This window comes from Mammaliicoccus sp. I-M35 (assembly GCF_022386455.1).
Taxonomy (GTDB): Bacteria; Bacillota; Bacilli; order Staphylococcales; family Staphylococcaceae; genus Mammaliicoccus; species Mammaliicoccus sciuri_A.
Map to the genome: position 1 here is coordinate 197,326 of NZ_JAJNIL010000001.1, position 13,938 is coordinate 211,263.

13 protein-coding genes and 1 riboswitch are annotated in these 13,938 nt (G+C 32.5%); of the genes, 2 read left to right on the plus strand and 11 right to left on the minus strand.

Translation table 11 applies throughout. The features are described from left to right. Nucleotides 1-15 precede the first annotated feature (15 nt). The 3 genes from der to cmk form a co-directional block, all read right to left on the minus strand. Entirely contained in the window at nt 16-1,326 is a 1,311-nt protein-coding gene (gene der / locus LQ679_RS00925) for a ribosome biogenesis GTPase Der (RefSeq protein WP_239761943.1), read from the minus strand. Between the two features lie 127 nt (nt 1,327-1,453). Beyond that, the gene (rpsA, locus tag LQ679_RS00930; RefSeq protein ID WP_037588164.1) at nt 1,454-2,611 is read right to left on the minus strand and encodes a 30S ribosomal protein S1; all 1,158 of its coding nucleotides are present in this window, start codon (nt 2,609-2,611) and stop codon (nt 1,454-1,456) included. A gap of 78 nt (nt 2,612-2,689) precedes the next feature. Beyond that, a complete protein-coding gene (gene cmk, locus LQ679_RS00935; RefSeq protein WP_058611250.1) occupies nt 2,690-3,343 on the minus strand; it encodes a (d)CMP kinase in 654 nt (217 codons plus the stop codon). Between the two features lie 74 nt (nt 3,344-3,417). Between cmk and LQ679_RS00940 the strand changes: the two genes are divergently transcribed. Beyond that, nucleotides 3,418-4,386: an asparaginase gene (locus LQ679_RS00940; protein WP_119594078.1), complete on the plus strand. Its 969-nt coding sequence runs from the start codon at nt 3,418-3,420 to the stop codon at nt 4,384-4,386. A gap of 46 nt (nt 4,387-4,432) precedes the next feature. Here LQ679_RS00940 and LQ679_RS00945 read toward each other — a convergent pair whose 3' ends face one another. From LQ679_RS00945 to LQ679_RS00965, 5 genes are all read right to left on the minus strand, one after another. After that, on the minus strand, nt 4,433-5,419 hold the full coding sequence (locus LQ679_RS00945; protein WP_025907077.1) for a YpdA family putative bacillithiol disulfide reductase: 987 nt from the start codon (nt 5,417-5,419) through the stop codon (nt 4,433-4,435). A gap of 261 nt (nt 5,420-5,680) precedes the next feature. Then, entirely contained in the window at nt 5,681-6,319 is a 639-nt protein-coding gene (locus LQ679_RS00950) for a CBS domain-containing protein (RefSeq protein ID WP_037588166.1), read from the minus strand. A 24-nt stretch (nt 6,320-6,343) separates the two neighbouring features. After that, a complete protein-coding gene (locus LQ679_RS00955; protein ID WP_275589869.1) occupies nt 6,344-7,843 on the minus strand; it encodes a LysM peptidoglycan-binding domain-containing protein in 1,500 nt (499 codons plus the stop codon). An 86-nt stretch (nt 7,844-7,929) separates the two neighbouring features. Continuing rightward, nucleotides 7,930-9,303, minus strand: coding sequence for a RecQ family ATP-dependent DNA helicase (locus tag LQ679_RS00960; protein WP_126477480.1), 1,374 nt, complete (start codon nt 9,301-9,303; stop codon nt 7,930-7,932). Then, nucleotides 9,284-10,210, minus strand: coding sequence for a helix-turn-helix domain-containing protein (locus tag LQ679_RS00965; RefSeq protein ID WP_239748136.1), 927 nt, complete (start codon nt 10,208-10,210; stop codon nt 9,284-9,286). The genes LQ679_RS00960 and LQ679_RS00965 overlap by 20 nt, the downstream gene beginning before the upstream one ends. A 134-nt stretch (nt 10,211-10,344) precedes the next feature. Between LQ679_RS00965 and LQ679_RS00970 the strand changes: the two genes are divergently transcribed. Beyond that, nucleotides 10,345-10,593, plus strand: a complete 249-nt coding sequence (locus LQ679_RS00970; protein ID WP_016913182.1) for a ferredoxin — start codon at nt 10,345-10,347, stop codon at nt 10,591-10,593. Nucleotides 10,594-10,634: 41 nt separating this feature from the next. Here the strand turns inward: LQ679_RS00970 and LQ679_RS00975 are convergent, their stop codons facing one another. From LQ679_RS00975 to LQ679_RS00985, 3 genes are all read right to left on the minus strand, one after another. After that, nucleotides 10,635-11,183 carry an ECF transporter S component gene (locus LQ679_RS00975; RefSeq protein WP_025907065.1) on the minus strand — a complete coding sequence of 183 codons (549 nt, stop codon included), beginning with the start codon at nt 11,181-11,183 and terminating at the stop codon, nt 10,635-10,637. Between the two features lie 79 nt (nt 11,184-11,262). Further along, nucleotides 11,263-11,392, minus strand: a riboswitch (FMN riboswitch). A 75-nt stretch (nt 11,393-11,467) separates the two neighbouring features. Continuing rightward, nucleotides 11,468-13,210 (minus strand): ATP-binding protein, encoded by a 1,743-nt coding sequence (locus LQ679_RS00980; protein WP_239761945.1) that lies wholly within the window; start codon nt 13,208-13,210, stop codon nt 11,468-11,470. Continuing rightward, the gene (locus LQ679_RS00985; RefSeq protein ID WP_025907062.1) at nt 13,210-13,917 is read right to left on the minus strand and encodes a response regulator transcription factor; all 708 of its coding nucleotides are present in this window, start codon (nt 13,915-13,917) and stop codon (nt 13,210-13,212) included. Before LQ679_RS00985 ends, LQ679_RS00980 begins: the two co-directional genes overlap by 1 nt. Nucleotides 13,918-13,938: the final 21 nt, after the last annotated feature.

A 13,938-nucleotide genomic window follows, 5' to 3' on the forward strand; every position in this document is an offset into this window, starting at 1 on the left:
ATCAATCCTTTAATATTAGTTTCTTTTTCTTGAGATTAAATGAACTGGTGTACCTTCATACCCGAATGCATCTCTTATACGATTTTCTAAGAAACGTTTGTATGAGAAATGCATTAATTCAACATCGTTAACAAATATTACAAATGTTGGTGGTTGAATCGCTACTTGTGTTGCATAGAAAATATTTAACCTTCTACCATTATCAGTAGGCGTTGGATTCATCGCTACTGCATCTGTAATAACTTCATTAAGTGTAGAACTTTTTACACGTTTACGGTGGTTTTCATCTGCCATTGTAATTAATGGGAATAATGTTTTTAAGCGTGATTTTTCTAAAGCTGATACGAACGCAATTGGTGCATAGTCTAAGAATTGGAAGTTATCTCTAACTTTTTCTTCAAACTTTTTCATTGTTTTCGAATCTTTTTCAACTGTATCCCATTTATTAACAACAATAACAATTGCTTTACCAGCTTCATGCGCATATCCAGCAACTTTTTTGTCTTGTTCAATAATGCCTTCTTCAGCATCAATCACAACAAGTACGACATTAGAACGTTCGATAGCTTTTAAAGCACGTAATACTGAATATTTTTCAGTACTTTCGTATACTTTACCTTTCTTTCTCATACCTGCAGTATCAATTAATACATATTCTTGATCATCATATGTGTATATTGTATCAATCGCATCTCTTGTTGTACCAGCAATTGGTGAAACAATAACACGTTCTTCTCCAAGAATAGCGTTGATTAAACTTGATTTTCCTACGTTTGGTCGACCGATAAGTGAAAGTCTAATTGTTTCATCATCATAATCTGGTTCGTCATCTTCAGGAAAATGTTTAGCCGCTTCATCTAATAAGTCACCTAAACCTAGACCGTGTGAACCTGAAATTGGGAATGGTTCACCAAATCCTAATGAATAAAAGTCATAAATTTCACTACGCATTTCTGGATTATCAATTTTATTGACTGCTAATACGACAGGTTTATTTGATTTGTATAATATTTTAGCGACCATTTCATCAGCTTGTGTTACACCTTCACGGCCATTAACCATAAAGATGATAACATCCGCTTCATCGATTGCAACTTCTGCTTGTGCTCTAATTTGTTGTTGGAAAGGTTCATCACCTAAATCTATTCCGCCTGTATCTATTAAGTTGAAGTCATGTGTTAACCATTCTCCACTTGAATATATTCTATCTCTTGTTATACCAGGTGTATCTTCAACGATAGATACCCTCTCGCCTATAATTCTATTAAAAATTGTAGATTTCCCTACATTTGGTTTACCTACAATTGCTATAATGGGTTTCGTCATAAACCTACTTCCTCTCTTTCATAATCCTTTCTATTTTAACATATGATGACTATTTAGCCTATCGAATTAAAAAACTAAAAAAGACTGAAACATTTCATTATGTTCCAGTCTCTTATATACACACATATTATAATTTAAAATCTTTTAATTTATCTCCGAAGACATCTCCTAAAGTAGGATTATCATCATCTGTATCTTGTTGGTTTAAATATGATTCATCAAAATCAGTTTCTTGTTCGATTGTATCTTTAATAGATAAAGAAATTCTTTCTTCGTCTTTATCGACAGCAAGAATTTTCACTTGTACATCTTGTCCTTTTTCTAATACTTCGTCAGGATTACCGATGTGCTCGTGGCTAATTTGAGAAATATGAACTAAACCTTGTAAGCCAGGTGCGATTTCTACAAATGCTCCGAATTGAGCTAAACGCACGACTTTACCTGGTACGATATCACCAACAGTGAATTGTGAATCGATTTGTTCAAATGGGCTTGGTAACGTGTCTTTAATAGATAAAGAAATTCTTTCTGCTTCTCTATCAACAGCACGCACTTTAACTTTAACCGTATCGCCAACTTTTACAACTTCGTCAGGTGATTTAACATGATCATGAGATAACTCAGATACATGTACAAGTCCATCTACGCCACCTAAGTCAATGAATGCACCAAAGTTCGCAATTCTAGCGACAGTACCTTCTAATACATCACCTTGTGAAATATTATTGAGTAAGTCTTCTTTTTTAGAACTTAATGCTTCTTGTTCAACTTTCTTGTGACTTAAAATGACTCTGTTATTTGTTTGATCTAATTCTTCAACTTTAAGTGTTAATACTTTACCTAAATAGTCAGAGAAATCATCAATATAGTTTACAGAGATTAATGAAGCTGGAATAAAGCCTCTAATACCAGCATCAACAACTAATCCGCCTTTCACAACTTCAGTTACTTCAGCTTCGATTGTTGCGTCATCTTCTAAAATCTTTTGTAACTTTTCGTATGAAAGATTTTCATCTAATTTTCGTTTCGATAATATATAATGTCCACTTTCATCATTTTGTTCGATTTTAGTTACGAATGCTTCGATTTCATCACCAATATTGACGACTTCGTTAGCTGTTTCGATGTGTTGAGTTGACAGTTGGCTAATTGGAATGATGCCATCAAATTTACCACCCACTATATGCACAACTACGTGTTTATCTTCTACTTGTTGTACAGTACCCTTAACTTTGTCACCTTCTTGCACTTCATTTATCATGGATTCGTTGAATTCTTCCGTCATCAAAATTGCCTCCTTTAAATAAATATCATAATAATAACTTCTTATAAAGCGGCTAAATTGTCAAGAAATTCGAACTATTTAGACCATTTTACTTTTTGCAAGTTCGACTATCTTATTTGTCACTTCTTCAATTGACAATCCAGTCGTATCGATACTAATAGCATCTTCTGCTTTCACTAAAGGTGAGATTTCACGATTCATATCATATTGGTCACGACGTTCAATATCAATCTTTAATGATTCGATATCAGATTCGATGCCACGTAATTCATTATCTTTAAATCTTCTAATAGCACGTTCTTCAACTGATGCTATCATGTAAACTTTTAATTCTGCATCAGGCAATACTGTTGTACCAACATCTCTACCATCCATTACGACATTTTTCTCATCTGCTAATCTTTGTTGTTCTTCTACTAAAAATGTTCTTACAGGTTCTTTAGAGGCCACATATGAAACTTTTTCGGTTACATCATTTTCTCTGATTCTTTCTGAAACATCTTTACCGTTTAAAATAACACGTTGCCCGTTATCTAATACGATTTTCAAATCAATTTCTTTAACAAGATGGTCAAAGTCTTCTGATTCTTGCTCAATATAATAAAGTGTAATCGCTCTATACATAGCGCCTGTATCCACATATATCATATTAAAATGTTGTGCTACGAGTTTAGCGATTGTACTTTTACCAGCTGCTGCTGGACCATCTATTGCTATATTTATTTTTTTCATTTGTATAACCTCTCTTGTTCTTTAATCTTATATATTTTATCATAAATTATAATCATATGAATAGGAGGAAAGAAATGAAGAGAATATTAGTTATACATACTGGTGGAACAATTAGTATGTCTGAAGATAAAGATACAGGTAAAGTAGAAACAAATACTGAACATCCGATGCATAGACATCAAGCATTTATACAATCTCTAGGTGATATTACAGAAATAAATCCATTCCAAGTACCTTCCCCACATATGAATAATCAATATATTAATCAATTGAAAGATATTATTACAGAATCAATTGATAAAGATGAATATGATGCGTTTGTGATTACTCATGGAACAGATACTTTAGAAGAAACGGCGTATTTATTAGATTTAACAATAGATACGAAGTTACCTATTATTTTAACAGGTGCCATGAGATCTTCAAATGAAATAGGTTCGGATGGTCTATACAATTATGTTTCAGCTTTAAAAGTAGCATCAACAGATGATGCGCAAAATAAAGGGGTTATGGTTGTATTTAATGATGAAATTCATACAGCTAAAAATGTAACAAAAACACATACGTCAAACACAAGTACTTTCCAAAGTCCAAACTACGGACCAATTGGCAGTGTTACAAAGACGCATGTCATATTCCATCATCAACCTTTTCCATATAAAAAATATCCAAACATCAATCCAAATATCAAAATAGGTATTGTAAAAGCTCATATGGATCTATCAAGCGATTTATTAGATTTCTTTGTAGAAAAACAATATGATGGTCTAATTATAGAAGCCCTTGGTCAAGGCAACATGCCACCAACTGCATTACAAGGAATTCAGAACTTGCTCGATGCTGATATTCCAGTTGTAATGGTTTCACGTTCATTCAATGGAATTGTAGGCGGTATTTACGCATATGAAGGTGGCGGATACCAACTTCAACAAATGGGCATTATTTTATCAAACGGATTAAATGGACAAAAAGCACGTCTTAAACTACTTGTTGGTTTAAGTAATCATTTATCTAAAGAAGATTTAGTTGAATATTTCGCATAAAAAAATAACCATGTTACTGGCTAATTGTCCAATAACATGGTTGTTTTTATGATTCTAAAGGTGTTTGCTTTTTTCTTTCAATATCTTGTGCAATTGTGCCACCGTGGAATTTACCATTTTCGATAAATATCGTGTTAGCATCGTTACCAGCAGCTATAACACCAGCGATATATAAATTCTCAACATTTGATTCCATTGTATCTCTGTTATATGAAGGTGCAGTTCCAAATTCATTTGTAATTGTTTCTACACCACAAGATTCTAGGAATTTGTAATCAGGGTGATAACCGATCATTGCAAAGACGAAGTCATTTTTAATTGTATATGACTTACCTTCTTTATTAAATGTAAGTGTGTCTTCATCGATACGTTCTACTTCACTGTTAAAATGCATCGTGATTTTTTCGTGTTTTGCTAATGATTCAAAGTTAGGTAATATCCATGGTTTAATACTTTTAGAGTATTCTGATCCACGGTATAATACTGTTACATTTGCACCAGCTTTTTCTAATTCAATTGCTGCATCGACAGCTGAATTTTTCCCGCCAATAATCACAACGTCTTGATTAAAGTATGGATGTGCTTCTTTGAAATAATGCATTACTTTACTTAACTCTTGACCTTGCACTTCTAATTCGTTTGGCTGACCATAGTAACCAGTAGCAATTGTTAAGAATCTCACTTTATACGTTTGTTTAGTTGTTGATACTAAAAATCTATTATCAACCTTTTTAACAGCTAATACTTCTTCAAAAGTTCTTACATCAAGTTGGTGATGTTTCACGACTTCTCTATAATAAACGAGTGCTTGATTTCTTTTAGGCTTTAAGTCTTCAACGATAAATGGTACATCACCAATACCAAGTTTATCACTAGAAGAAAAGAATGTTTGATGAGTAGGATAATGATAAATAGCATCTACGACATTACCTTTTTCAATCACGACAGCATTAATACCTTTTCTCTTCTGTTCGATTGCTGCACTCAATCCACAAGGGCCACCACCGATTATTAAGCTTTCATATTCTTGCATGTACTTTCACTCCTTATAATATCCTCAATCATTATATCAATAATGCGAGATTAGTAAAATAAAATGAAACTGAATATATGAAAAGATTGGGATTGTAGCGTGGCTAGGCGTTATTAGCAAGTTTGGTTAGAAGTGCAAATAAGGAGGTCGTTATTAGCAGTTTTGGTGAGAAGTGTTCATAACAGCTGCCACTTCACCATATTCAACACCATTAAAATGAAAAGAACCTGAACACATCACATGTTCAGGTTCTTGCTTTATTTATTCTTCTGATACATCAAGTACTTTGAATCCATTTTTGCCTAAATACTTAATGAATTTTTCTAAGTTGTTTGTTTTCTCAACTTTGATGATCATTCTGCGATACATTTTATCTGTTTCATCAAATGTTACAAATGATATTGTGTTGAGTTTGAATTTAGCAATGATACTTGATAATCGTTTAATTCGGCCTTCAGCTTCTACAGAAGTAATCGCAATACGAATTCCTTTTTGTTTCATGCCGAATGCTGATTTAAATTGTTCCATTACATCATATCTTGTTACGATACCAAGAAAATCTTTTTCGTCATTTACAACTGCTAATATTGGAAAGTCTTGCAAGTTAAGTAGTGATTCTTCTACTACTTGGTTTGCATTTAATGAGTGTAAATCTAACGTTAAGATTTCTTCAATTTTAGTACTTTCAATAAATTCATCCCTTGAGACATTTTCTTTTTTGAAGAAGTAATGTCTGAAAATACTATATCTCGTAATCATGCCAATATACTTTCCATCAGCAACTACTGGTAACCCATCAATACCATGATGTTCTAATTTATCAAGTGCTGAGTGAATTGTATCTTTCGGATTCGCGATATAACATTTTTCCTTTGGTATCATAATATTCGTTAAATACATAAAGCCATCCCCTTTTGTTTATGTCTATGGTATTACTAAATTCTGACCTTGAGATATTTCATTGCCAGAAATACCATTTGCTTGTCTAATTTTTTCTACATTTTCTGGTGATCCACTACCATAATATTGAATCGCAATACGGTATAAGTTTTCTTTACCAGTTACAGTATGTGATTCTTGAGACTGATTTTGGTTTTGATTACTTTGTGTATTTTGATTTGTTTGGTTGTTAGCTGCATCATCAGCTGCATTTTGTACATCTTCATTACTTGCGCTATCACTATATTGATTTACGCTATCGTCACTGTTTTGATCTTGGTTGCTTTGGCTATCTTCATTGCTATTTGCATTTGAGTCTGAATCTGAATTACTTTCGTCTGAGCTATTTTCAGAAGCGTTATTTGAGTCGCTGTTTTTGTCAGAGTCTTCATTTGATTCTTTAGCTTTGTCATTTGCTTTATCTTCGTCTTCTTTTTTAGCTCTATCTTTTTCAGCTTGTTCATCAGCTTTTTTCTTAGCGTCACTATTTGTTTGCTCTGTTTTTTCAGCAATTTCTTTACCATTATCTTTATTTGCGCCATTTAAGTACATACCTAAGAATAAGGCAAGTGCACCAAGTATAAGAATTGCAGCTATTATAGGAACAAGTGCTTTCTTGAATTTATTTGAGTTGCCATCATCGCCGTTTTGTCCACTGCTACCATTACTTGGTGGTGTACCTCCACCGGCTGAACCGCCTCCTGCAGCACCTGCTGCGCCAGCGCCAACTGCTCCGGCACCCGCTGCTGCGGCTGCACCTTTTTTGTTTTTAGATTGGTTGTCTTTGTTATCTTTGTTGTTCGATTCTTGTTTATTGTTTTTATTTGATGAAGCAGATGCTGCTACACCAGCACCAACTGCGCCAGCTCCGGCAGCGGCTGCTGCACCTTTTTTACCTTTTGACTTGTCTTTTTTGTTTTGATCTTTAGCATTATTCTGATTTGCAGAATTACTTGCGGCACTAGCGCCTGCGCCAGTAGCAGCGGCAGCACCTGTAGCTTTTTTATGATCATTTTGATCTTTAGGTTGTTGATCCTTAGTTTCAGGTTTGTCTGTTAAAGATCTTTTTTGTTTTGGTTTATTATTTTGAGTGTTTTTATTGGCGTTAACTGCACTTGCACCTGCAGCTCCGGCACCAACTGCACCTGCAGCGCCAATTGCTCCAGCTTTTTTAGAAGACTTATCCTCGTTATTTGGTGTTTCTGAAGCTTTAGGTGTTTCTTGTTTATGTTGTTCTTCTTTTGCTTTCTGTTTATTAGCTTCTTCTTTTCTACGTTGTCTTCTTAGTGCGCCTCTTGGTGGATATTGTTGTTCTTGTTTACTTTGTTGTTTTTCTTCTTTTTTGTTGTCTGTTTCTTTTCGATTTGGCTGACTTTTATCGTTTACCTCTTCGTTGTTGTTTTCTACTTCTTGTGTCTTGTCTTCAGGTCGTTCTATCTTTTGACGACTTTTTTCGAATTCGTCTTTAAAATTATCTTTAGACAATAAACTCACCTCATCATTATCTTTTTGTATATATTGAATTATACTTTATTATATCCTTGTTGAACTTATCAAGTAAAGCAATCCTATTAAAATATTGCATTTAATCTATTTTTATAAGAAGTTTTGAATTTGACTTCTTTTATATTTGGTAATTTTAATAAATTTGCATTCTTACAATTGTCACAACAATGATTATCTTGTGTAACATGTTCATTAAAATAATTCATTAAATACGTACGTCTACATGTATCGATTTGAATATAATTTCTCATAAAACTAAATGCATATTGTTTTTGATTCTGCTCAGCTTGAATTTTCTCTTTTAATTGTTTAAGTGGATATAATTCAAGAAGATACTGGATATTTTTAGATATCTCCTCATTTAGTTGATACCCTTGTTCGAATAAATTAAGCATATCAATATCAATTCCATGTTCATTAGCTAAATGGCTTAAAATATGAATATCACTTGCAGTAAATAAACTAATTGCTTGAGAGGATTCACCATCACGTCCTGCTCGGCCAACTTCTTGTACATATTTAGAAGGTGACGTAGGTAAATGGTAATGAATCACTGTTCTTACATCTTGTTTATTAATACCCATTCCAAAAGCACTTGTAGCGACAATGATTTTAATATCGTTATTGATAAACTGTGTTTGAACAGTTGTTCTTTCTTGATAATTTAAATCCCCATGATAAATCCCTGTTAAAAAGCCTTCTTTATAAATCATTTCTGCTAATTCATGACATTTCTTCTTAGATGACACATAAATAATAGTTGGTCCTGAGTCTTTTATGGTGTCTAATAGGTAATGATCTTTTTCTTCTTCGCTATCAAAATTAACATGATGATACATAATATTTGAACGATTGAGTCCTTCTTTATGTATTTTAAAATGGCGCTTTGTAATCACTTCTATATCTTCCATCATTTTATTTGTCAATGTTGCTGACAGTGCGATAACTTGTGCTTGTTTAAAGTATTGTGTGACTTTTGAAATCAGTGCATAATGCGGTCTAAAATCAAATCCCCATTCACTTAAACAGTGTGCTTCATCTAAGACAATATATTTAAAACCAATAGATTTAAAGCGTTTAAAATTATGTTCTTCATATATAAATTCTGGGCTACAAAATATAAATTGATAGTTCGATAAATTTCTAAATATATCTGACCTTTCATTTGGATCAATAGCAGAATGGATTGCAACAGCATTCTTCTCGCCATTTAATTTCATCTGAACAACTTGATCATCCATTAAAGAAATAAGTGGAGAAATTATGAGCACTCTGCCACCAGTTATATATGCTGGCAATTGGTAACATAAACTTTTTCCAGCGCCGGTTGAAAGGATGCTCAACACATCATGGCCGTCTAATATGTTTTGGACTGTTTCCTCTTGCCCACTTCTAAAATGATCATATCCAAAATACTTTTTAAGTTCTTGTTGTAGCATTTAATCCCTCCATTGCATAGCAAACATACATGAGTTTGATTTCGAAATACGTAAAATCATTTAACGCTTCATAATAAAATTTCAAATTTTGATTAGGTGTTTGTTGAATCACTTCTACAAATCTTGCGTATTGGTCATCACTAACGTATAAATTCTTATCCTTTAAATAACCTTTAATATACATTTCAATAATATGGTCATGAATCGTATGCGTCTTAACACGTTTAATATTCGCTAGTTGATCCATATCATAAGTACGATTTAATAATTCATATGTTGTGAATGTTTGTTGGTTTAACAAAGGTTGATATTTAATCTGAGATAATATTGGATAACGTTCTTTATTTTGTATCGCAACTTGGATAAATTGATATTCTTCTACTAAATGTTCTCTTAAATCCATTATACCAATATCTTCAATCATTGAAATTTGTTCAATTGTATAAGGCGTTTCTCGAAAACCTGCTAATAAATAATGCATATATATTGTTTGAAAGTATGTATTCATATCTTCAAATAGCTGATATATTTCTTCTATAAATTTATCTTCGCCTACTTCTTTAATGTGTACGTAAATTTCTTTAGCTTTAAATTGTATCTCTTTATCATTGATGATTGGTTGATATGTTAAATGGTTATGCTTTTTTTGACTTATCATCTGAGTTAATAATAAGATTGTATTAACAGATTGAATGGCCTGACTATAGAAAAAGTCGCCTATGATAGGTTCATTAATATGTTCCACTGATTCGTTAATGATTTGTTCGAATTGTTCAAATTTTAAATTTGGCAAACAACCATAATACAATTTCAAATGTTCAATCGTTGCATCAAAATATGTTTGATGAGTCTTTTTACCGATTAAAATGTTATAAATACTTTTATCAGTTTTGTTGTCATGCTTCATGGAAAGGGTTTTCAGTATAATCTGTTTCAAATAAGTCACCTCAAATAACATAAAAATGTTGAAATCTCTAAGTGTTATCACTAAAATAAGTATGTATAATAAGTGTAGCATGTTTTTTAAAGGAGGCGAAAATTTTGGCTAAATACACAATAGTAGATATGGATACATGTATAGCATGTGGCGCATGTGGAGCAGCTGCCCCTGATATATACGATTATGATGATGAGGGAATCGCCTACGTAATACTAGACGACAATAAGGGAATCGAAGCTGTCCCAGAAGAATTATTAGAAGATATGGAAGATGCTTTCGAAGGTTGTCCGACAGATTCAATTAAAATAGCAGATGAATCATTCGACGGAGACGCACTTAAATTCGAATAATATATATGAGAAAGGCTAGGACGTGAGGTCCTAGCCTTTCTTTATTTTATAATAGACTTAAGTTTATCAAATATTAAAATGTATATGACAGAAATGACAATACCTTTAATTAAATTAAATGGAATAATACCGGCAGATACGATTAATTTTAAATTATTTGCAATATCTGCAAGATTCATAATTTGTCCGTATAAAGGTAATAGAACAAAGTAATTCATTAAACTCATGAGAATTGTCATTAAGATTGTACCAACTGCTAATCCATATCCCATAAATAATTTTGATTTTTTCATGCGATAGAAATAATAAGTTGGAATGACGAGACATATTGACGCTAAAAAGTTAGCCGTATTTCCAATTGGTTCGTGTGACACAATTAAGAAATTCAATACGTTTTTAAATAATGCGACTAATATACCTGAAACTGGACCGAACGCAAATGTTGCGACAAGTACAGGAATATCACTGAAATCCATTGTTAAATATGGTGGTAAAAATGGCAATGGAAATTTCAAAAACATTAAAATAAAGCTGATTGCGATGAGCATACTTACAGTGAGTAAGCGTTTTGTTTTGTTATCGTTAGACATATAAACTCCTCCTATTCATCTCGTAAGAATAGGAGGAAAAATTATCGCAAAATAAACCTAGTCAAGACTAGATTTTTTCCTCCATCTTCTCCCATCCAGACTTTAACTGTCGGCCTTAGAATTTCACTAAGTCAGCCAATATACATACATATATTGGGTCGCGGGCTTTAACCGCCGGTATGGAATTACACCAAACCCCGAAGATGAATTTTTTTATTTAGTTTTAATTACAAAATATATATTAGCACATTGGTCAGGTATTTTCATCTAAATAACTCAACAATTTAAACTTTTGGTAAAGTTATTGTAAATTGAGTGCCTTCACCCTCTTTACTATCAACTTTAATCGTACCATGATGTGCATCTATAATTTTTTGAACGATAAAGAGACCAAGTCCTGTTCCGTGTTTACCTCTTGTGCGAGAAGCGTCAACTTTATAGAAACGATCAAATATTTGATCTAAATGTTCCTTAGCGATACCTACGCCACTATCTTGAACTGTTATAACAAAGTCTTCTTCATTTGTATCATCAAAGACAACATTAATAGTATCATTTTGATGTGTGTATCTTATCGCGTTATCGATTAAATTCGTTAAAATTTGCTCAACTCGATCACTATCACCATACCAATTCGTAAGACTCCCAATATGTTTAACGGATAAATTCAATCCATTTTCTCTCGCTTGTGGTAAGAATTTAGTATCAATTTTGTTCATTAATGTAGAAATGTTAAAGTCATCTAAATGAACTTTAATGCCTTCAGCGTCCATTTTGGCAACTTCTAATAATTCATTAATTAATCTACTTAATCTCTTTGACTCATCTAAAATAATATATAAGAAATCATCAACGTCTTTCTTCTCAGTTACAATACCGTCAACAATTGCTTCAGTATAACCTTGTAACATAGAAATTGGTGTTCTTAATTCGTGTGAAACACTTGCGATAAAGTCTTTTTTCATTTGGTCCATATGGTGTTCATCGGTCATATCACGAATGATTACAACAATACCTGATGAACCATCATTTTGAATGCTATCGATATACGTTGATATAACGACATAATATTTATGTCCCAATTCGTATTCGAAAAACTGCGTATTCTTTTCTTTAAATGTGTCGTTTCTTTGTGTAGATATATCAACATGATCAAATTCTCTTACTTCTTTTAAGAATGTATCTGCTTTGGAGTTAGAAATAATGATTTCATTCTTGTCATTAATACCTAGCACACCATCGATCATTGAATTAATAAGTTTTTCTTGTATATTATTTTTCGATTTAACATCATCTATGTTTGTACGGATATCTTTACTCATTTTATTAAATGCTAAACCGAGTTCGCCAATTTCATCACGCGTATAAATCGGTACTTTTTCAGTATAATGACCTTTAGCAACTTTAAAGGCTGCATGTTTCAATTGAATTAAAGGTTTCGTAATTCTGTTTGAAAGGAAGAAGGCAAAGATCGTACTCACGATTAATAATATAATGGCTGAAACAAGTATACTCAATGTAACAACATTTTGAGCTTCTTTAATGGATTTGATATCTTGGAATAAAAAGATACCTGCATCGTCTTCAGGAAAAGCTTGTGAAGGATAGCCTAATAAAATATATTGATGTTTCTCACCGTTATAAGTTAAATTGATTTCTTTTAATACGTGCTTATCTTCATTAAAGACTTTATCGAATGCATGATTAGTTCTGATCTCATTAAGCATGACTTCTTTTAACGGGTCTTCAGATCTTGCTGTCAAATCCTCACTATTTTTAACGATAATGAGTCCAGCAGGATCTTCAACAAGTGCTCTTGCATAATCGATTGCTGACTCTTTTTCGTGTGAACTCAGTAATAATCGTTCTATTTTACTTGCATTATTATATAAATTTTCACCTGTAGTAGATGTATTATTAGATTGTAAAAAAGTTATAAGAAATCCGCTTAATAAAAGTAAAACTGTCGTTACTATTAAAATAATAGATAACCACAGTTTTACAACAACACTATTTAATCGATTCATTATTCAGGAACCTCAAATTTATAACCGACGCCCCATACAGTATGAATCATTTGTGCAGCATCTTCAGAAACTCTATTTAACTTTTCACGCAATCTTTTAACGTGCGTATCAACTGTTCTTAAATCACCATAAAATTCATAGTGCCAAACTTCTTTCAACAGTTGTTCTCTATCAAATACTTTATCAGGTGATTTTGCTAAATATAATAATAATTCATACTCTTTAGGTGTTAAATTTACTTCTTTTTGATCTGCTAATACGCGATGTGCGTCATTATCAATGACTAAGTTTTCAAATACAATTAAATCTTTAGCTGTATTCGTTTGATTAACCATTGAATGATTCGTAGTACGTCTTAGTAATGCTTTTACGCGTAAGACAACTTCTCTAGGCGAAAATGGTTTGACGATATAATCATCTGCCCCAATTTCAAATCCTTCAACGCGATTATTTTCTTCACCTTTAGCTGTTAACATAATAATAGGTGTTGATTTTGTTTCTCTTACTCTCTTACATACTTCGATTCCATCTATTTCAGGTAACATTAAGTCTAACAATATGCAGTCATAATCTTCGTTTAAAGCTTTATCTAAGGCATCTTGGCCATTATCCGCTTCATCAGTTTCATAACCTTCTCTTTCGAGATACATTTTAACTAATTTTCGAATTCTATCTTCATCATCTACTACTAAAATACGATCTGTCATGCTTCGTTGACTCCCTTCTAG